Source organism: Thermogladius sp. 4427co (genome assembly GCF_051933805.1).
In the GTDB taxonomy this organism is placed as follows: domain Archaea; phylum Thermoproteota; class Thermoprotei_A; order Sulfolobales; family Desulfurococcaceae; genus Thermogladius.
This window is the reverse complement of the sequence record NZ_CP196893.1, coordinates 216,805-237,367: the sequence shown is the minus strand read 5'-3', so window position 1 is coordinate 237,367 and position 20,563 is coordinate 216,805. Positions and strand designations below refer to the sequence as shown.

Genomic DNA, 20,563 nt, shown 5'->3' with positions numbered 1-20,563 from the left:
TTTTGAAACTGTACAAGCCTAGATCGAGTGTAAGCCGGTACTATACTGTATTATTCTCCCTCCCCCACTGGCGTCTCCTAGCAGGGGTTATAATCCTCTTACTCGCTACTGTTATCTTATTAATGGGTAGTTCGTCAGAACCCTACATAACGTATTTCACGGTAGTCCTCGCCCTCCTCTATATCTATTCGAGACTTTATGGGAAAACAGTTTTCTGGAAGACTAAGAGGATTCTAGGGCTGAGTCTAACAGCTTTAATCTACGTCCTCCTCTACGGTTTCATACTCGGCGACTGGAGAGCTTCAGTAGTAGCGTCGGCATCTCTCCTCTCTGTGGTAATACTGGGCTTAGACGGGACTAGTCTCTGGAGGTATTCTATACCTGTAGCGGGTTCAACATTATCTATCGTATTATACGAGTTTATCCACGGAGTCAAGAAGGTTAGTTTAATAGCGTATTCTCTAGCCGGGTCTATCCTAGTATCGCTAGTAGACTATGTTATCTACAAGTATATTAATAGGAGGAAGGTTGGCGGCGTAGGCTCGGCTGATATCGGGACTTTATTCATGAAAAACTGGCTGGATAAAGATAGCTCAATAGAGTCTTTTTTCAATAGCGTGGCATCGGAGAGGGAGACAGAGCTAGTCGTATTGAAATCAGGGAGTACTATACTCTTGAGCACGAATCTCCACTACGGGCCTTTCTCGAACATAGGGGGGAGTTTACTACCCGAGCTCGTTGAATCTACGTTCTCAAGAGATTATAATATGGTAGTACTCCACGGTTTCGGAGGACACGACAGGGATATTCCTTCTAGAGAAGAGGCTACTAGGGTATTAGGGGCTTTGCGGAGACTTGTTACTGAAAGGGATAGCATAGAGTTACTATATCACGGCTCCTTCGAGCTTGAGACAGAGAAAGGGTGGAGGATCGTAGGCTTGGTATTCGACAAACTCGTTATGCTATTCGTGTCGAGACCTTGTTGCGGGACTGATGACCTACCGTACTCGTTTTATCTAAAATACTCATCAATATTCGAGAGTAGATTAGGGTCTAAGCTCATCCTCGTCGAATCCCATAATAGGGAGGCTGAGAAGAAGCCTAGCACCGAGGGCTTAGACGAGGCTCTGCGCAAATCGGTTGAATTAGTTGAAGGGTTGAAGAAGAAGGAGCCTGTTAAAACACTAGTCCGGTCGGTAACCCAGAGGATAGTATCGCCAGGTGTTATAGGAGGCGTTTTCAGAATGATCGAGGTCAAGGGTATAGATGGTAGAGACCCTGTTCTACTAGTCTACTTCAGGGGTAATAATATGGCTCCTGGTGTAAGAGATTCTATTATTAACAAGCTTAAAGAATCGTATAGCGGGATAATAGAGGTTGTCACAAACGATGAACACACCGAGACCGGTGTGAGAGCGCATGTAACGTATATCCCAGTCCACGTCGACATAGACAGGCTTGGGCAGGTTGAGGAAGGATTGAGGAAATTGTTGGAAACCACCTATTCCGAGGGATTAGAGATGTCTAGTACTAGGATCACAGTTAAATTACTTAATAATGCTGCCTACGAGCTCGAGTATCTTCTTAGGAAAAGCTATCTTGAAACAAGCATACTACTAGTACTCTACGTTTTCGTAGTATCCCCTATGTTATCAAAAATTTTGATCCCACTATTTTCATAAACCTAGCTACCGACCCCTCCCCAGACTAAAGGGCGGGGTCTTCTATAGCAAATAGTGTGGAGTAGCTTTATAATGTATACTTAAATACTTTAGAACGAAAATATTTAGGGTAGGCGGTGTTCTTAACATGCAGCCTATTGTGAAACCGACTACACGTATCGAGAATATTGTAGCAACAGTTATACTAGAGCATGGTATAGACCTAGACCTACTTGAAGCAAGGATCCCTAATATAACGTTCAGGCCGGACCAGTTTCCAGGGCTTATATTCAGGATGGATAAACCTAAGGCTACAGCCCTGATATTCAGGTCTGGTAAAATGGTGGTCACAGGGACGAAGAGCACGGCAGAGCTCGTAGACGTAGTTAAGAAGATGATTAAGATTATGATGAGGCATGGTATCAAGATTACGGGCAGGCCTAGGATACAGATACAGAATATTGTTGCTAGCGGAGATATAGGGGCGCTTGTTAACTTAGAGAAGGCAGCTTATATGCTAGAGGAAAGCATGTATGAGCCGGAGCAGTTCCCGGGTTTAATACATAGGATGAGGGAGCCGAGGGTCGTCCTACTGATTTTTAGCAGCGGGAAGATGGTTATAACGGGTGCTAAAGAAGAGAGAGAGGTTGAGGAAGCGGTTAAGAAAATAGCTAGCCAGCTAGAAGAACTAGGGTGTATAATCGGGCCTAGGCCCGAGGAGGAAGAGTAGCCTTTTAAAAAATATTTTGGTCTAAAACCCATCATAGTAAACTAGTGATGACGTGGGCAGCTTCGGACAAGGGATGAAGACCTCTAGCTCACACTGAATTCATGCTCTAATTGGTTTTTCTGAAAGCTGGTCTAGGAATCTAATCCTCTTGGGTATAGGCGGGTGTGTGCTGAAGAATTCTTCAGGACCCGTCTTCTCTCTTCTCAATTCTTCTATCACATCGTCTACGTCAACATTTCTCATATCTCCCGGAGGCCTAGGTATATACGCTGGATAGTAGGGGTTAGCATATGCTTCTGTGAAGGCATAGATGAATAATGCTTTAATCTTGCTCTCGCTAACAATGGTCTTAGCGTACTTGTTGTAATTATAGTATATATGGAGTTTAGCCAGAGACCTCTGCATATTGCGGACCCCGGCTACGAGAGCGCCGTGGGCGTCAGCATAGTATTCCCTCAGCCTGCTGAAAGCTAGTACTAATATCTGGATTAGGAAGCTGAGAGCCACAGCTACGACCCCTGCTAGCAAGAAGACTATCCCGCCATTACCCCTATCCCTCCTAGATGATAGGCCGGCCCTGTAGAAACTTGACTGTATTAGGATTAATCCTAGATAGTACAGGACGCTCGGGATCATGCCCATGAAGAGCATTATAGCGTTATCACTATGTTTATGGTGGCCTAGCTCGTGGCCTACTACTGCTTTCAACTCGTCTTCGCTAGTAATCCTAAGCATCTCGCTTGATACAGCAACCCATCTCCCGGCTAGGAAATTCCCGTAGGCGAAAGCATTCGGAGGGCCTTCTACTACTACTGCTTTAGGCGGTTTCCTAAACCCGGCTTTCTCCGAGACCTCATTGACAATCCTTTGTAGGTATTCGTCTTTCCTAGCTCTATACATTAGATTTATAAGCCATGGAGAGATCAAATAGGTTACTCCATTCAGGAACAATATAAATAGTACGATCCCTAGGATAATCGAAGCTCCTAGAGATACGTCTCCTTGAACCCCTAATGCTGCTAGTATAAACCCTGTAATCAGTAGTATTCCGGCTATACCTCCAGCTATGATGATAAGGCCGAGGACCGCCATTGAAGCCTTGAGAGATAGTTTACCGCTTAGCTTGCCTGCTATCCTGGGTGCTATATAATAGGAGCCTAGGATCATGACTAGCATTCCAATAATATAGGCTATCATAAGGGATACTAGCGCTAACGGATTATACCACCACCATCCGTAGAATAAACTCATGCGACCACCTCTCTAGGTGTTATGTGTTGAAAACCGTTTAAACCTACTAGTCCAGGACTTGTTTTCTACCGGATCCTACGGTAGTTGCCCAACGACACGGATAGCAGGATAACCCAACCCGCGACACTTAGAGTATAGAATGTAGATATGCTTAGAGGAAATATTGTAGCAACCCCATAGAACACTGGATCTCCGCACTGTTTGGCAAGCCTTAGGAAGAAGCCTCCTAGGCCTACGTAGCCTACTGCGAATAGTAGTGGCGATAACGGTAGTAGAACAAGTACTGCGGACGCTAGGAGACCGGTTAGCAATCCAATAGATATCATTGTGTTTACAGCCCTTAGGAAGCCGTCTGCTGAAAGAGCGTTCATAAACTTTCTCAGGTAGATGAAACCAGCTAACTGAATGAGGGAGCCGAGTTCTGCGAGAACAGTTGCCGGAGTAAGAGTCAGGTAACTAATAGTGTTGATTAACCTCGCAATGTATAGGGTCAACGGTACCATGGCTGTTATCGATAATAGTACACCCGCAGCCCAGACTGGTAGGCCGATCGAGAAGAGTATGCTAGCTACGCGAATGTCCCTCAAAATACCCGGGGAATAAACGCCTCGGCAGATGTTTAGGGGCTTCAATACTATGTTCCCATCCTACTCCTTACTAGTAAGAATATGCCTATTATCAGCGAGACTAGAGCGATCAGACTTATCAGTAAAGCTGTCGCTATAGGCATCTTCAATGTTTGAGGAGTGGTAGTCTCAGGAGGCGTACCCGTAGCACTAACCGGGGTCTGTGTAGACGACCCGCTTGTGGCCGACGGCGTCGCTACCTGTGTTACTGTTATCCCAGTTGCGCCAGGGGGTGTTGTAACAGCCTGTTCTAACACCTGGGAGTATAATATTGACGCTGAGAAAGCGGCTAACGATTCCTCAAGGGAGGATGCTTTCAACGCTTCTAAACCGTATTCATAGTATAATAGTGCCATGAAAGATGTGAAATTCGCCCTTGATAGCAGGCAGTAGGCTTCTCCACCTATTGTTTCAACAAGGTCTCGCGTAATCGCCTGTCCTTGCGAGAACATTTGGTGCAGAGCTAGGATCGAGTATGCTGAAGCATATACTCCCAGCCCTATGAGAGCTAGAGTGTTGTTGGAGGCAAGGGCTTGCTGGGCCGCACCGTAATAGTCTTCGGCTAGCGCTAGACTGCTCGCGCTCACCCCGGCTTCGCTGGCAAGGGTTTCAGCGTATGGGACGTTTGTAGACGCTAGCGAGTACAGCATGTATGCGAGTTTGTTGGCTGTAGCAGGGTCTACTACAGGCCCGCCTGAAACCATTTTCGTTAGCTTGAGCCATTCTGGGAGCAGTCTCAGCTCTGTGTAAGAGTATGCCAGCTGGTTTAATTGGCTAGTTAGTGAGGTAGCATTCAATCCGTTGTAGAATTGTATTAGGGCGTCATAGTATGATGCCAGGTTATCAATGAATGTTTCGAAAGCCGCATATGTCTGATTAAACGGGTTGATAGAACCCAGGACCTGGGCGGTTTCTGTGATAGTAGCATTTATATTTCTAACGATATCGTCAATGCTTAGTTTGTTCATCAAATACTGACCTAGCCATAGAGAATATGTTGAGTAGACGAGTGATCTAAAAGCATAAGAATACCCTATTAGGAACATCCCCTGCCGGGTATAGTTTTCAGCCCCTTGTAGATAGCTCTTAGCTTGTGATAGAACCTGATTTAAATAACCGTAGTACATCCAGTTCCCTGATAGAGAGCTGGCTACGTCCGCGGCATTCATGAAGGTATTGTTTGCTTCACTGATCGTTCTAATAGTAATATTCCTTATGAAATCAGCTATGATAGCCGGTAGCGTGATATTTGCCATAGGCTGACATTTTAGAGTATACCCTGTCAAATACTCTAGAGCCTCTCTAACAGTTTTAACTTCCACTACGTCGACGCCAATACTCCTACCGTAGCTAACAAGGTCGATCGTCTGGTAGGTTACACGCCTTATTATCCCGAACGGTGTTATAGTCTGGTTTACAACAGGATAGGTGTAGAACCTCTGGCCGTAGGGTATCAGGAATAATTTAAACCCCATCTCTCTGGCTGCGTCAAGCTTCTCTCTAATCCCTCCTACAGGACCAATAGACCCGTCCGGGTTTATCATACCAGTCATCGTAGCATATGGTTTAATCGAGATATTCAAGAATAAACTCAGGAATCCCACTGTCATTAACGCGCTCGCGCTAGGTCCTCCTACAGTCGGTGCCTGCGACTCCATTGATACGAAGAAATCGTAGTCGTAGAACCTTACACCAGCCAGGCTAGAAGCAACCCATGCCGCAACCCTTGCCGCAGCCTGAGTATCTAGCTCTGTGAAAGGCAGGGCAGAGAAGAATACTCTGCCGGAACCAGGGTATGCGATACTCAGTCTGATATTCGTCAACACTCCGGCACCGCTGGAAGTAACTGCTGGAGCATATATTGTAACTGTTCTCACATAGCTATAATTCAAATAACCTGATGCAGCCTCTAGGGTATACGGGGTTAGAATCGATAATATTAAAACAAATACTAGGACAACTATCGCGGTATGCCTCGCCAAAGTACCACCTAGGGAGAAGTATATCCCAGGATCTTATATTAAATCTTAAAGTTTCATGTTTGCGGCAATATAAATATTGGCATACACGGTTATGCTGACTACGATATGTCTGAACATGTTTATATATTGGACCAGTAGCTAGAATATATATTTTTGTAACCGGTTTCATGAAGCATAAGTGGGGTTTATGCCCGGACAAATGTTCAGCGTTCTCATCCCGAAAAACCTGCCCCTTGAACTAGCCTATGCATTCCTCCTCCTACTCCTTGTATTGAGTAGCCTGATCATTACGAGGAGAACGTATCGGTTAATGAAGGAGAAAGGTATGAGGGATAATGTTGCGGTCTACTATAATAGGAAGATCGTCCATATGCTGGCCGGCGGTGTCACAGCCCTGCTCGTACCTATCCTTTTCACATCCCCGCTAATACCATTTGTTTTCGCAATAGCCTTAGCTGTCCTATTATATATCCCGCATAAGAGGGGTCTGCTACTAGAATGGTTCCAGACGAGTGAGAACATGTACGAAGTAAACTTCTGCCTAGGCTGGGGCTTCTCCCTCCTATTGATTTGGGTTTTAACCGGGAGCAGTTACTACGCTGTAATACCGCCGCTATTCATAAGCTTCGGCGATGCTGTAACAGGCATTATAAGAAACCTCATGTACAAGAGGAGGACCAAGTCCTGGTTCGGGAACATAGGTATGCTAGCTGTAACGACAATAATAGGGTATGTTTACGGGGGATTACTAGGAGTAGTATCCGGCATCGTAGCTTCCATCATCGAGCATTTCGAGGTATATCCCTACCTAGACGATAATATACTCATATCTCTTGCCTCAGCACTCGTCATCTTAATTGGCTGGATAGCATTCTGAGTTCTAGCCGTGTCTGAACCAATATCATGTTTTCCTTATATGCTCTGTTTTTATTATTTACCCGACATTATAGTAACCAGGGGTTTGCATGTATTCGGCTGTAGGCAAGTCCATCAGGTTGTCTAGGATATTGAAGAACGGTAGGGCCGTGGTATTCGCATTCGACCACGGTGTGGAGCATGGCCCAAAGGATTTTCCACTCGAGTACATTGATCCTAAGAAGATTATTTCCAGAGTTGTAGAAGGTGGTGTAGACGCTATCATGATGCTGCCTGGAATGGCCTACCTAACCCGTGACGTATGGGCTGGCAGGACTAGTCTAATAGTGAAACTGACTAGTAAAACAAATATGAGGCCCGAGAACGAGAGGCTCCTACAGAGCGTTTTTGGCTTGTTTGAAGACGCGATCGCGCTGGGCGCTGACGCCGTGGCTGCTACCGTTTACTGGGGTAGCCAGTACGAGGATCAGATGCTAAGGCAATGGTTTGCTATCAGAAAGAAGGCTAACACCTATGGAATCCCCTGTCTACAACTAGCATATCCGAGAGGCCCCGCTATAAAAACATGTATGATGTAGAGATACTGACCTCCTCACCGCCCTAAAGGGCGATGGTTCCCTTTAGGGGGTTCATTGGTTCTCCGCATCTATTCGGGGATACATCTTTCATCTGCGGAGCAGTCGGGGTGGTCAGAGATCCCCCCATCTGGATTTTTTCAAGAGCTCTCTTCTCAATGTTTAAGATAGCGATCGTATCTCTGTCTCCTTCGAAACCGCACTTAGGGCATTTTAGCCTTCTATAGCCGTTCTCCCTCAGCTTAGTCCCGCATACTGGGCACGTGGTTGATGTCCCCCTAGGGTCTACGATTATTACTGGAACCCCATGCTTTTCTGATTGCCAATCGATCCAGTAAACAAGCTTTCTATAAGATAGTAGTATTAGTTTCTTCCTATGGCTCTTGGGAAGCTCTCTAACGCTCTCTATCAGACCATTCAAATCCTCTCTAGCAACTGCGTATGAATTTTCTTTAGCTTCTCTAACTATAGTTAAGCCTGTTTTCCTTGCCCAATCAATTATAATGTTTCTCGCTTTTCTATGGAATGCTTTTATTCTTTCTAAGACACCTCTTCTAGTCCATGCTTTGTATTTGCCGAAGCTATATTTCCTCATTAGGTTCTCTGCAATCATTTTGAGGTGTAGAGCTCTTTCAATCGATGTCACAATTCTCTTCTCGAGAACGCTATTCCCCAAGACAATATGCCTCTCATTAACATCTACAGCCAGGATGCCTCTAGGAGCATACTTCGCAGGTTTTGGGATCCTTTTAGTTATCATTAGAAGCATTTTGCCATCTTTATACACTAGCCTAGCTTCCCTATTCTCATATTCATCATATCTTCTATCCCAGCCGATTATCTCTAGCTTAAACCCACCGATTATTTCAATATATCCATCTTTAACTCTATACCCTTGTTCATGTGTCAGCCACATTCTAAGCGTTTTTACACTCGGTATCCTACCCCTCCTCTTGTTTCTAAGCCAAGATCTAGTAATTGCAATAGCCTCTCTATAGCAATCCTGGGCAATTCTAGAGGGCAGTCCAAAGTATTTCTTCAGCTTCTCGTAGAGTAGTTTATGGGCTTTAGAGATAGATGTGGTTTTGCTCTCGATCAAAACCCTAATAGAGTAGTTGAGGGCATCTCTATACCTCTTCAAAAGCTCTACTACTCTGGGCTCGGGGCTAACCTTCATCCCAATTGTCAAAGTTAGCACTCCTTCATCGCCCACAGCAAGGACACTTATTACTTGTTTTAAACAAAAAGAAATAAACTTTTTTCATCCCGCCCTAAAGGGCGAGGCTTTCAGTTGTAAAGGTGATAGTCATCGAGGAAAGCAAGTAGAGACAATAGGAGATTAAAACATACTTGGTATTTAGAAGTATTTATAGGGGAATTAAAATTATTTTTAGTCCATGACGGCTCGTAGTAAGCGAGTTCCCTAGACCGGACCAGGAGGCAGACGTGTTAAAACAAACGTGGGGGGCTGGAGGGTCGGCTGTAAACGTCTCGATAGCTGGTAGTAGGCTTGGTTTAAAGACTTCTATAATAGCTAAAATAGGATTCGACAACTTCGGCCGGATAGTAGTAGACGAATTGCTCAGGGAGAACGTTGATATAAGCGGTTTAAGGGTGGGCTTCTCCCCTACCGGGGTTACAATCGTCGTTATCAACTCCCGAGGCGAGATAATAATGTTTGGACACAAGGGTGCTGCCGAAGAACTATCTCCCCAGGAAGTAAGCGAGTATATTATATCGAGGAGCAAATGGGTTCATATAGCAAGCCTGAACCTAGATACTACGCTGAAGGTAATCGAGATATCGAGCAAATACAGTGTACCCGTCTCCTGGGATCCAGGTAGGCTCCTGTCTAAGAAGCCTTGGAGCGATCTCGAGAAGGTTATAAAATCTGTTAGGATAGTCTTCGCCAACGAGCAGGAGTATGCTAATATGACAGGTGTAGACGATTATAGGAAAGCGGCAGAGAAGATAGTTGAAGCGGGAGCAGAGATCGCCGTGGTTAAGAGAGGTGAGAAAGGAGCGTATCTTAAAACTAGAGAGATCGAGGAGGAATCCCCAGCTTACCAGGTTAGGGAAGTTGTGGATACTACTGGGGCGGGGGATGCTTTCGCAGCAGGCTTTATAGCAGGGATCCTCAGGGGGTACAGCCTTAGGAAAGCCCTCTCCTACGCTAATGCGGTAGCAGCATTAAAGATAACCAGGCTCGGCTCACACGAAGTACCTAGGCATGAAGAAGTAGTAGACTTCATATGGGAGAGAGGGGTTGTCTAAGCTTTTTTAATCAGTTGTGAAAATTCCCTATAATTCAACTTTTTTCATCAAATAAGCGTTTTTAGAAAAAGTTTTAAACTTAGGCGTTGTAGTTATATATACATGGGTGTAGTAGATGAATCCTATTGCTAGAAACATATTCTATATACTAACCCTATCAATACTCATCATATCGCTAGCTAGCATCCCTGGATACACACGAGGTGCGAACAAGAGCCTTCCAGAGCCCGTGGTTGGGAGTGTAACCCAAACACTTGTATCAGGCAACTATACCTATGCTACAACCATCTCGCCGAATACAATCGCTTTCGGGGGCAAGATATACGTACCATACCTTAACATAACCCATTCAACTTATGCTGAGGGCAACGTCTTACTATACATATATGATCCGGTCCAGGCTTCAGGAGTCCAGGTGGTAGTTGACAACTCTACTCTCGCAATAGACGTTTATGCTGTTGCGGGCAGGGACTCGATACTAATAGCGGTGACTGATTTTGTAACAGGCAGGTATAGGGATCTCTACGTATACTTGTACAATGTGACGGAAGCCAAGCTAGTAGGCCCCTTCCCTGTCTCAACGACTGTATACTACGAAGAATACCCTGTAATAGCCTACAATCCTAGCAAAGACGTGTTCGCGGTAGCATACTTCCTATCCGGTACTACAACAGTACCGCTTTCTATAACACAATTCAATGTCACACTACTAAAATTCTCAGGTGATACAGTCGTCAGTAATGTTACCATAGGGCCTTTCACGACGGTAGGAGGCAATATCTCTTACACAACGGTGAGTTTAAATATTGCCCCGTTCCTAGACGGTTTCATATTCGCACACCAGATAATCAACAATACTGATACAACTAACAGAGACTTAGCGTTACACTATATCATGGCTAACGGGAGCGTAGTAGACCTACCGATTATTGTGACACCAGGCGAGAATGAGAGCCTAGGAGACATCCTTTACATTTACAACCCGGTTACCCAGAATTACAGCACGATCTACAGGCCGTACGGATACACTATAGCAGGAGGAATACTATACATCCCCGTCTACACTTACGGGACAGGACACGTTAAGCTACTAGCTGTTAAACCAGATTTAACCTCATACTATATTGATGTAGACGCCGGTTTAAGGCCTTCAGTAGCATCCGGCCCATCTACTTATACAGTAGCATATATCAAGGGTACTAGTCCTTCAGGAGGTTATCCTGTAGCAGTAATATACAATACGACAACAGGCTCGGTAGTAAACTCGGTTATACTGTCGGCAGGCGGCGGAAGCTCTTTCATGAGCCCTCAGGACATGCCTCTGATAACTTTCACAGGAGGCTACTATGTCAGCACCTGGCTTGCTAATAATCCTTCGAGCGTTTTCGCATTCGCATTCGACGAGCTAGGCAACGGGGTTATGCTCTACTCGCCAATAATAGCTACAGACGGCTTCTTCAATATGACTCCTCTAGGGATTGCTGCTTCCGGAAATAACATAGTAATTGCTTACGCCGGGGTTAATTCAACCTATACTTCAACACTCAGTTTGTACCACGGCGTCCTAGGAGTAGACCTCCCTATATCAACCAAAGTGGGAGTCTTATACGACCCGTTAAACGATGATTTCGGAGCAGGCAGCATAACCTATCCAACGAATTCAGTGTTCCAGCCCGGCGTATTCGATATCAAAGCATTCTACGTATACCAGGATTCGAACAATATATACTTAAAGGTCCAGTTCAGGAATCTCGGAGACAACCCGTGGAATGGCCCTGCGGGTTTCTGCCTGCAATATATACACATCTACGTTAGGACTACGTTAGCATTGTACTCTAATGTATCGACTTTCGGTTTGAACATATCTGTTAAACCAGGATGGCACTACGCTATCCTACTAGCCCCTGGCTGGGGCGATACACCTGTGCCTAGCGGCCAGGCTTCAGCTATATATGATGCTGCCGGTAACCTGGTTGCCAATGTAACAATGGCGAACGTATTCAAGGTTACAGTAGATCCGATCAATAATACGGTTCTAGCTGTAGTATCGAAATCCTTGCTCAAAGATACTGCTAACGTAGCTAACTGGGCTTTCACAGTCGCGGTTGCCGGCTACGATGGTTACGCGCCTATGAAAGTAAGGCCTATACAAACAGGTTCTCCAAGCGAATGGGTGTTTGGAGGAGGCGATAGCAAGGCTATATCGGCAGGGGTCCAGCCTCTCGCAATCGACATCCTACTTCCTAGCGTAGACCTCCAGAAATCGATGTTATCATCCTACTCTGTGTCACCACCGATATACGCTAGCGTCTACATGGTCACGCTATCAGGCCAGGTATTGACGCCTACTACAACTACTCCGCCAGCAACAACCCCGCCTACTACAACCCCAACTCCGACAACTACTCCAACAACTACTACTACAACACCCGCTACTACAACGACCACGACTACAACTACTACAACTACCCCGCCTACAACAACGACAACCACTACGACTACGCCGCCTGCCACAACACCTACTCAAACAACTACCACGACTCCGACAACTACTACAACCACTACTGTAACCACGACTCCTCCAGCTACGACAACACCTACTACTACCACAGCGCCGACTCTCAAGCTATTGGGAGCTGTATCGGACCCTGTAGGCGATGATAAAGGCTATGGAGGGCTCAAATACCCGACAGCAGACGTCTTTAAACCAGGCGTATTCGATATTACGAAATTCGCTGTCTACACCGATGGCAACTTCCTCTACTTCAAGGTGACATTTAAGAACCTCGGCGGCAACCCGTGGAATGGCCCTGCAGGTTTCTGCCTACAGTATGTCCACATATATGTACTAACCACTGATAAAACGCTACCAGTAAACACCACTACCTTCGGCCTGAATATTACAGACGGGAACGGCTGGAACTACGCTATCCTACTAGCCCCTGGCTGGGGCGATACTCCTGTTCCCGACGGTCAGGTCTCGGCGATATACGATGCTACAGGCAAGCTTATCGCTAATGCCTACAATATGACAAATGTATTCAAAGTCTACGTGGATCCAGCCGATAACAATACTATAGTAGCACAGGTAGCCATGAGCCTGCTCAAGGATGCTGCTAACGCTGATAAATGGATCTACCTAGTAGGTGTTGCTAGCTACGATGGCTTTGCTCCTATGAAAGTAAGGCCAGCCCAGCCCGGCGATCCAGGTCAATGGGTATTAGGCGGGGCTGATCCTAAGGCTGTTCTAGCAGGCGTACAGCCTCTAGTAATCGACATAGTAGCGCCTACTGCACAAGACCAGTATAGCATGCTGAGCAGCTACGATGTATCAACAGGGAAATTCGCTGTAGTCTACGGTGTAACTCTAACAGGCCAGTTGGCTACCCCAGTAGCCCCTCCGACACTACCCAGCGTGCCTCCGACAACAGTTACCGTAAGCGTATCTACAACCGTTACTGAGACTATTACCCAGACCCAGACGGCAACATACTCGACCACGGTTACTACTACTTCGCCAGTATATACAACAGTATACGACTACACGCCTACGATCGCGATAAGCGGGGTACTCGTCGTTATAGCCCTCGGCCTACTAGTACCCTTGCTGAGGAGGAAGTAGGATCTAACCTACCTGTTTTTTAAACCAAACACATCCACCATACGTGTTTCTCGGTTCCTGGGAACTATTCTGGCTTAAAACATTCAGACAATCGACCCATCTTCACCAATCCGACTATGTCGGCTTCATCACTCTCTAGAATTCGCAAAAAAGCTGGAGGGAGACAGGGTTCTTGAACCATGTCATTGTAACATATCTATCTCCGTACTTAAAATCCTTAAGACTAATTACTGGGTTCTCAAATACTGGGCTATATGGTTGGAAAGTTTCAGCTTCCTGTCCAGTCTCAATCCACGATATAAACTCTGTGCTATCGAGTTCTCCATAATTCTTTATCAGCGGGGAAAGGTAGTCTTCAGGGTTTAAGGTAAAGCTTGTTCCCGGATGGTACGGACCTGTCGCAGGGATTACAAGGATCTTTCCACCTGTTTTCAGAGGGATTAGGAAGAAAGAGGGTATTTTCTGGCCTGAGAAACACCTGATACTCGGGTGCTCGTGCCCGATTACGACTAGCTCGTAACCGGTTGGATCTATATCGCTGTGACCATGTGTTATCAAAATCTTCCCCTTGTTCAACTCGATCGAGTCAACGACTAAGACATCATTCCTCTCTAGCACTCCTTTAATAAAATTATCATGGTTTCCTCTGACAAGTGTAATATCGTCTACCCCGTTAGACCGTATGAATTCTATTAATTGGAGGGTCTCATCCCTCTCCTGCTTCAGAAGCCTGTCGAAAGCATGTTTCAAATCCCCGTTTATTACCACACGGGATGGCTTATGGATTCTAAAAGCTTTCCCAAGCATTTCAACAGTTCTCCTAAACTGGATCCTTGGGAGGAAAACACCAGCGTACCCGCTCCTACCACGGAGGCTGTACTCTAGCCCTCTAGCAGCTGCTTCTTCAAACCCTAGGTGGAGGTCTGCCATGACGAGTGCATCGATACTTTTAATATACGCGAAGGGGAGTCCTGGGTAAACGTAGACTCCTTCCGTAATCCTGAAAAGCCTCTCAACCATGTCTTGCTCCGACCAAGATAATTGTATAAACACCTATTAACCTAGATCCCCAGGTGTTTTAGCGGGTTAAATATAAAAAGCCGGGGATTGTTAGGATTTGAAGGGGGCCCGTAGCTCAGCCTGGTAGAGCGGCGGGCTCTTAACCCGTAGGTCCCGGGTTCAAATCCCGGCGGGCCCGCTCCAATATACTGTCCTTCTACGTCTAGACCCTTTCTGAAACATACAAGGCTATGAATGAGATAAGTAGTATGGAGCCTAGTAGAAATAGCAGGATAGCTGGGATGGCGAGGTATGAGAAAGGCATTTCCCTTCTGCTGAAGCTGTATATGAAAGTCAGATTACCAGAGTCTACAACATCTATCAGTATGTTCGACGTATTGGAATTTACATATAGGCCTGAACCAGGGCCTACTATAGCTGTAGCCAGGTCGCCGTAGATTGTCGTCATATTTATTCTCACAGGCTTATCCCCGTTGTTTATAATGGTGAGATTACAGGGTGTCTCGGGATTAATGCTAAAGCCTAGTTTAGACAATAGATTGAACGATAGCGGCGGAGTTGATACAGCTATTTGAAAACTATATGCTTCAACCCTTTCTACTTCTCTACTAGCTATGAGAGACAATATATTGGATGCTAGCAGTAGTACGATAGATGATAGTAGGAAGAGTAGTAGCGTCCTCTCCATATAGGTCACACATAGTCACATTATTTATCTAAGGTTCGAATTAATTATATGTCTCTCTAATTAATAATTTAGAGAGAGCTTGTATGGCTGGGAGAACTAGTAGGGGGAAGCGTGGGAGAGGTAAACTACTCGGTAAGCTATTGCTCTTGCTTACAGTAGTATTTGTCATATTGTCAATGGCGATATATTTTACACCTCCTATTGAAATAGCTAGGGGGGAGCCCGTATATGCGGAGGTAGGCTATTCTACAGTATTCTATTGTCCTAACATCCTGAATGCCACATTATACCTGCAGCCAATCGGCAGCATTTCACAGGATATCCCGGTACTAGCCTATGTGTACTCCCAGAACAAAACGCTGATCTACCAGATTGCCACAATCAGGTATATTAGCAACATTACCTTCTACGAGGATATAGGAGGAACCTGTATAAGGCTTGGACCTGAATACGCGAATATTTCTCTCAATACTGAATTTAGGCTCTTAATTAAAATACCAGGCTACCAGCTATCCCCAATGCCGCCCTCGGCTATTGCAGGAGTAGGCAATGGCTCCTACCTGCTACTCTATCACGAACCAGGCTATTCAACAGTATACATGGTTCTCACAATTGTTATTAGCGAGCCTAGGATAGTGATCGAGAACAAGCTCGGGAAACCTGTTGAAATAGAGGTTTACGCTAGGAGAACAGACGGGAGTATAGAATCAAACCATATTGTGGTCGAAGGGTATTCGGGAACTAGTCTCGTGCTAAGAGGGAACTATACGGTTGTCGATACATTGATATATTCATCGATCTTCTTCCTTAAAACGAGGATTGCAAATGGAACAGAGATCCTGACTCTAGCCGATAACTATATAGTAATACTAGGTATTCTTAGCATTGCATACATAATCGTACTCGCAATGATTATTGTTAAAACTAGATATATGGGCTAGTTAAAGAAACGTTTATATATTAGCCTGCCTCCTTTAAATATAGATGGTGTAGTATAATGGAATACACTGGTGGAATACCTATTATTTTACTCGTTATACTATCTATAACTATATTACCCATAGTAACAAATATAACAACTGCCCAAGCCACTCAGCCCGGGCCAGCATCAGACCAGATCACATTTGTAAGAGTAGACATACCCCAGGTTCCTGATGCTATCAAAAGCGGCCAGATAGACGCTTACTACTACGCTCTAAGACCCTTGCAAGCACAGCAGATACAGCAAAGCGTTCCCAATGCCGTGTTATGGCAGGCTCCTGCTGGATTAATCGATCTAATCCTTAATCCAGCACCCGTATCCGTCATAACTCTCAATGGTACTTATAGCATTAAACAGGCTGCCGCAATACTGGGAGTCCCACTAGCTGCTATAGTAGGCTTCCAGACAGCAGGCGGCCAGACTATTGTCCAACTAGGCGCTAATCCTAATACGAGCGCAATAAACCCGTTTGCATTCAAGGAAGTAAGGTGGGCTATGAACTATCTCGTCGACAGGGATACTGTTGTATCTCAGATCCTGAAAGGCTTCGGAGTACCAATGTATACGTTCCTCAGCCAGTATGATCCAACTTATACAATTATCGCGGATATAGTAGCTAAGTACGAGTTCAGGTACGACCCATCTTATGCAGACTCTATTATAACGAACGTTCTAACAAGTGTCGGTGCTGTTAAACAGGCTGGTGTATGGTATTACATGGGTAAACCGATTACTATAAAGTTCATTATAAGAATTGAAGACGAAAGATACGATATCGGTAACATGATAGCAACAGACTTGAAACTACTAGGTTTCAACGTTCAAGTACTACCGATGAGGTTTTCAGATGCCATCAATACTGTCTATGGTACAGACCCGGCAGAATTCAACTGGCATATCTACACCGAAGGATGGGGTAAGGGTGGTTTAACAAGGTGGGATACTGTATCAATAGCACAGTTTGGAGCACCATGGTTCGGCTACATGCCTGGATGGCAAGAGCCAACTTTCTGGAACTATGCTAATAGTACTATAGATGATTTAACCCTAAGGATATACCAGGGTAATTTCAGTAGCCAGGACGAGTTTGTTAAACTCTACAGGCAGGCAACCGAGATGATCATTCAGGAATCTATCAGGATATGGATTGCTACAAGGCTTGATACATGGGTTACAACGAACCAGGTCCAGGGTGTCACACTAGACCTTGGTGCAGGTCTTAGAGGAATCTGGAATGTAAGAGAGATGTTCGTGCCTGGTAAGAATTCCCTGACAATAGGTCACCTATGGGTGTATACAGCTGGTGATGCCTGGAACTACTGGGGCGGATTCCAGAGCGTATACTATGTGGATCAAATGTATGCTACCTACGACCCACTGACATGGAACCACCCATTCAACGGTGAGCCAATACCTTTCAGAGCAAGCTACGTAGTGACAACTGCTGGGCCAACCGGTAAGCTAGATGTGCCTTCAAACGCTGTGATATGGGATGTGAAACAGAAGAAGTGGGTTCCGGTACCTAGCGGTACAAAAGCTGCGAGTATGGTGGTCTTCGACCTAAGCAAGCTGGTTGGAACCAAATGGCATAACGGTATAACTATTACAATGGCGGATGTAGCAGCAACATGGGCTTACGCATTCGATATCACCTACGACCCAGTCTACAGCTCGCTAGAAGCCAGGATATCGTCCAGCCTTAAACCGACACTAGATATGATTAAAGGACTGGTCTTCGACGCCCAGAACAAGAGGCTCGTAGTATACATAGACTACTGGTTCTTCGATACCAACTACATTGCTTCTATGGCCACTCTAGGTATTGCAAACCCGCTTGAGATCCACACCGTCACCTGGCAGCTAGCATTAGACCAGAGGAACCAGACTAACCTAGTCCTTTACCAGAGGAAAGGATACCAGTGGTTTAGCCTAGTGTACCCAGACCATGTAGCTCTAGTAAAGGCAACTCTCCAGACGTATTTGAACAACCAGACCGTATTCCAGAAGGCTAACGCCTACGCTGACGGATTCCTGACTATGGACGAGTGGAATGCTAGGATACAAGCAGACCTAAACTGGATAAACACTTACGGGAACGCATGGATTAGCGACGGCCCGTTCATGCTAGTCAAGTTTGATAAAGACGCCCAGATAGCAGTCTACAAGGCTTTTAGAGACCCGACATACCCGTTTAAGAAAGGAGACTGGTATTTCGGCAAGCCTATAACTACTCTGATCACCGGTTACACAATAACCTCCCCGATAGCAGGTAAGATACTCCCCGGTGCGAACGCTACTATTACTATAGGTGTGAACGGTCTACCGCCATTACACGTTGAGTACATCATCAAAGACGCCTCAGGCAACATACTCCTAACCGGCTACGCTACGCAGATCAACCAGACAGCCTTCCAGATTGATCTCCCATCAGACTTTACAAGCAACCTCGACTATAAAGCTACATACTATCTAATACTCCTAGCCTACTCCGATGTTGTAGCCGTACCAGACATGAAGAAAGTTGAAGTCGTAACAGCCTCGATACCAGAAGCACAGCAATACCAGAACCTGTTAACGCAACAAGCTCTTAGTAAACTCCAGAGCGCTATGAACCAGAGTATAACTAATATTGCCAACCAGGTTAACCAGCTCGGCACCCAGCTTACACAGTTAAACCAGACGTTAACCGCTCTCCTAGGGCAGCAGATACAGAATGTTATGACAGCTCTAACCCAGGAGCTGGGTGCTATAAAGAATGCTCTATCTGGTCTAACCGATATAGTTAATGCGACACAGAGCAGTCTCGCAAGCTTCCAGAGCTCGACAGCAAGCCAGTTGTCGTCTATATCCAGTGACTTGTCGACAGTCAAGAGCACGCTAGCTAGCGTGCAGACTACGCTCCAAGGTGTTTCGACTACTAGCGACATCGAATCGCTCAAGAGCCAGGTGTCGACGCTACAGACACTAGTATACGCTACGCTTGGACTAGTAGTCATCGCGATAATAGTTGAAGGAGTAGCTTTAGTCAGGAAGAAGTAGCTCATGGAGAATAATTATAAAAACTAATTCATATTTTTTAACCCACATAGAAACTCCTCCTCCCGAAAGTTATCTATAAATACTTTTTCACAACCCAATATTATAAGGCATAGGTGTGTCTGTAATGCCTGGGGCAGGAAGGGTTATATTAAGGAGAGCCGTCTTATTAGCGATAGCTTTTATACTAATAGTGATACTGACAGCCGTTATATTAGAAGGCACCGGGTTCGCCCAGAGAATCTACCAGGCGCTAGTAACCCAGAATGTTCAGGCGGATGTCCAAGTCTACGCTAGGACTCATCCAGGCGCCTCTCCGACAGATATCCAGGAATTTAAAAATAAAATGACAATATACTGGATGCAGTACTATGGAATAATAGATGCCCAGGGCAACCCGGTACCACCGTACATCAGGATGTGGAAGCTTGTATTTAACAGCCTCAGGCTCGATTTCGGTTACACCAGCCAGGACGCTATAACAGCGCTTATAGGGAAACTACCGCCTCAGCCGGTAATAGATGTAATTGCTGGCGTGTTGCCGAGGACTATTCTAATGGCTACAGTAGCGGAATTAATATGCGCTGCTATAGCCCTACCTCTCGCTCCGAGAATTGCTTACAAACACGGCTCTCTATGGGATAGGCTGATAGTAAGCTACGCAGCATTATTCAACGCCGTACCTGTCTGGTGGCTAGCTATGATAATGCTATCTCTATTCGGATACACGCTCCGAATATTCCCCACAAACTACAGGCTACTAGCTACATATATGAATAACTTCTGGTCCGACCCTCTGGTGAACATGGGCTACATAGCATGGTATTCAGTCCTGCCTGTTGTAACACTTGTTATAGCATTTTTGAGTACATGGCTTTACTCTATTAGAGCAATGGTGCTAAGGATTGTTAGAGAGGATTATGTAATGGTAGCTAAAGCCAAGGGCTTGCCGGAGAAAGATATCGCTAGAAAGTATATAGTAAGGGTAATGGCGCCTCCTATAGTAACATACGTTATACTAGCTCTAGCAGGCTCGCTAGGTGGCCTGATAATAACAGAGTCTGTATTCGACTGGCCTGGAATGGGCACTCTAACATATGCAGCTATAACCACAGCAGACGTCAATACTGTAATGGGAGTGTTCTTCATACTAGTTTTAGTATACATATTAGCTAGGCTGGTACTCGAAATACTGTACATTCTTCTCGACCCTAGAGTCAGGTATAGGTGAGGTGAGAGC

At 45.4% G+C, this 20,563-nt stretch carries 14 protein-coding genes, 1 tRNA gene and 1 pseudogene; 10 read left to right on the top strand and 6 right to left on the bottom strand.

Translation table 11 applies throughout. The features are described 5' to 3' along the window. Positions 1 to 2 precede the first annotated feature (2 nt). The gene (locus tag ACSU1N_RS01215) at positions 3 to 1,682 is read left to right on the top strand and encodes a DUF2070 family protein (protein ID WP_440059811.1); all 1,680 of its coding nucleotides are present in this window, start codon (positions 3 to 5) and stop codon (positions 1,680 to 1,682) included. A gap of 127 nt (positions 1,683 to 1,809) precedes the next feature. Next, positions 1,810 to 2,391 carry a TATA-box-binding protein gene (locus tag ACSU1N_RS01210; protein ID WP_440059810.1) on the top strand — a complete coding sequence of 194 codons (582 nt, stop codon included), beginning with the start codon at positions 1,810 to 1,812 and terminating at the stop codon, positions 2,389 to 2,391. A 99-nt stretch (positions 2,392 to 2,490) separates the two neighbouring features. Here the strand turns inward: ACSU1N_RS01210 and ACSU1N_RS01205 are convergent, their stop codons facing one another. The 3 genes from ACSU1N_RS01205 to ACSU1N_RS01195 all read right to left on the bottom strand — a co-directional run bounded on the left by ACSU1N_RS01205 (position 2,491) and on the right by ACSU1N_RS01195 (position 6,250). Continuing rightward, on the bottom strand, positions 2,491 to 3,642 hold the full coding sequence (locus ACSU1N_RS01205) for a zinc metalloprotease HtpX (protein WP_440059809.1): 1,152 nt from the start codon (positions 3,640 to 3,642) through the stop codon (positions 2,491 to 2,493). 65 nt (positions 3,643 to 3,707) lie between these two features. Further along, complete coding sequence (locus ACSU1N_RS01200; protein WP_440059808.1) at positions 3,708 to 4,229, bottom strand: hypothetical protein; 522 nt, start codon at positions 4,227 to 4,229, stop codon at positions 3,708 to 3,710. A gap of 47 nt (positions 4,230 to 4,276) precedes the next feature. Next, entirely contained in the window at positions 4,277 to 6,250 is a 1,974-nt protein-coding gene (locus ACSU1N_RS01195) for a S16 family serine protease (RefSeq protein ID WP_440059807.1), read from the bottom strand. A gap of 187 nt (positions 6,251 to 6,437) precedes the next feature. Between ACSU1N_RS01195 and ACSU1N_RS01190 the strand changes: the two genes are divergently transcribed. Both ACSU1N_RS01190 and ACSU1N_RS01185 read left to right on the top strand, forming a co-directional pair. Beyond that, on the top strand, positions 6,438 to 7,127 hold the full coding sequence (locus tag ACSU1N_RS01190) for a dolichol kinase (RefSeq protein WP_440059806.1): 690 nt from the start codon (positions 6,438 to 6,440) through the stop codon (positions 7,125 to 7,127). Positions 7,128 to 7,215: 88 nt separating this feature from the next. Next, positions 7,216 to 7,712: pseudogene (locus tag ACSU1N_RS01185) on the top strand (class I fructose-bisphosphate aldolase); the annotation flags it as partial. Positions 7,713 to 7,726: 14 nt separating this feature from the next. On the opposite strand, the gene ACSU1N_RS01180 reads toward ACSU1N_RS01185, so the two are convergent. After that, entirely contained in the window at positions 7,727 to 8,914 is a 1,188-nt protein-coding gene (locus ACSU1N_RS01180; protein ID WP_440059805.1) for an RNA-guided endonuclease TnpB family protein, read from the bottom strand. Positions 8,915 to 9,147: 233 nt separating this feature from the next. Here ACSU1N_RS01180 and ACSU1N_RS01175 point away from each other — a divergent pair, with 233 nt between their 5' ends. Both ACSU1N_RS01175 and ACSU1N_RS01170 read left to right on the top strand, forming a co-directional pair. Next, on the top strand, positions 9,148 to 9,975 hold the full coding sequence (locus tag ACSU1N_RS01175) for a carbohydrate kinase family protein (protein WP_440059804.1): 828 nt from the start codon (positions 9,148 to 9,150) through the stop codon (positions 9,973 to 9,975). A gap of 115 nt (positions 9,976 to 10,090) precedes the next feature. Further along, positions 10,091 to 13,597: a glucodextranase DOMON-like domain-containing protein gene (locus ACSU1N_RS01170; protein WP_440059803.1), complete on the top strand. Its 3,507-nt coding sequence runs from the start codon at positions 10,091 to 10,093 to the stop codon at positions 13,595 to 13,597. 135 nt (positions 13,598 to 13,732) lie between these two features. Here the strand turns inward: ACSU1N_RS01170 and ACSU1N_RS01165 are convergent, their stop codons facing one another. Then, positions 13,733 to 14,617 (bottom strand): metallophosphoesterase, encoded by an 885-nt coding sequence (locus ACSU1N_RS01165; RefSeq protein ID WP_440059802.1) that lies wholly within the window; start codon positions 14,615 to 14,617, stop codon positions 13,733 to 13,735. Positions 14,618 to 14,721: 104 nt separating this feature from the next. Between ACSU1N_RS01165 and ACSU1N_RS01160 the strand changes: the two genes are divergently transcribed. Beyond that, positions 14,722 to 14,795 (top strand) — tRNA-Lys (locus ACSU1N_RS01160). A 24-nt stretch (positions 14,796 to 14,819) separates the two neighbouring features. Here the strand turns inward: ACSU1N_RS01160 and ACSU1N_RS01155 are convergent. Then, positions 14,820 to 15,305 (bottom strand): hypothetical protein, encoded by a 486-nt coding sequence (locus tag ACSU1N_RS01155; RefSeq protein WP_440059801.1) that lies wholly within the window; start codon positions 15,303 to 15,305, stop codon positions 14,820 to 14,822. An 83-nt stretch (positions 15,306 to 15,388) separates the two neighbouring features. Here ACSU1N_RS01155 and ACSU1N_RS01150 point away from each other — a divergent pair, with 83 nt between their 5' ends. From ACSU1N_RS01150 to ACSU1N_RS01140, 3 genes are all read left to right on the top strand, one after another. Further along, positions 15,389 to 16,246, top strand: coding sequence for a hypothetical protein (locus ACSU1N_RS01150; RefSeq protein ID WP_440059799.1), 858 nt, complete (start codon positions 15,389 to 15,391; stop codon positions 16,244 to 16,246). Positions 16,247 to 16,302: 56 nt separating this feature from the next. Continuing rightward, positions 16,303 to 19,326, top strand: a complete 3,024-nt coding sequence (locus ACSU1N_RS01145; protein WP_440059798.1) for an ABC transporter substrate-binding protein — start codon at positions 16,303 to 16,305, stop codon at positions 19,324 to 19,326. A 124-nt stretch (positions 19,327 to 19,450) separates the two neighbouring features. Continuing rightward, a complete protein-coding gene (locus ACSU1N_RS01140) occupies positions 19,451 to 20,554 on the top strand; it encodes an ABC transporter permease (RefSeq protein WP_440059797.1) in 1,104 nt (367 codons plus the stop codon). Positions 20,555 to 20,563: the final 9 nt, after the last annotated feature.

Coding starts and splice junctions, on each gene's coding strand:
- ACSU1N_RS01190 (WP_440059806.1), top strand. CDS start 6,438: ATGCCCGGACAAATGTTCAGCGTTCTCATCCCGAAAAACCTGCCCCTT.
- ACSU1N_RS01145 (WP_440059798.1), top strand. CDS start 16,303: ATGGAATACACTGGTGGAATACCTATTATTTTACTCGTTATACTATCT.
- ACSU1N_RS01140 (WP_440059797.1), top strand. CDS start 19,451: ATGCCTGGGGCAGGAAGGGTTATATTAAGGAGAGCCGTCTTATTAGCG.
- ACSU1N_RS01155 (WP_440059801.1), bottom strand. CDS start 15,305: ATGGAGAGGACGCTACTACTCTTCCTACTATCATCTATCGTACTACTG.
- ACSU1N_RS01165 (WP_440059802.1), bottom strand. CDS start 14,617: ATGGTTGAGAGGCTTTTCAGGATTACGGAAGGAGTCTACGTTTACCCA.
- ACSU1N_RS01150 (WP_440059799.1), top strand. CDS start 15,389: ATGGCTGGGAGAACTAGTAGGGGGAAGCGTGGGAGAGGTAAACTACTC.
- ACSU1N_RS01170 (WP_440059803.1), top strand. CDS start 10,091: ATGAATCCTATTGCTAGAAACATATTCTATATACTAACCCTATCAATA.
- ACSU1N_RS01210 (WP_440059810.1), top strand. CDS start 1,810: ATGCAGCCTATTGTGAAACCGACTACACGTATCGAGAATATTGTAGCA.
- ACSU1N_RS01205 (WP_440059809.1), bottom strand. CDS start 3,642: ATGAGTTTATTCTACGGATGGTGGTGGTATAATCCGTTAGCGCTAGTA.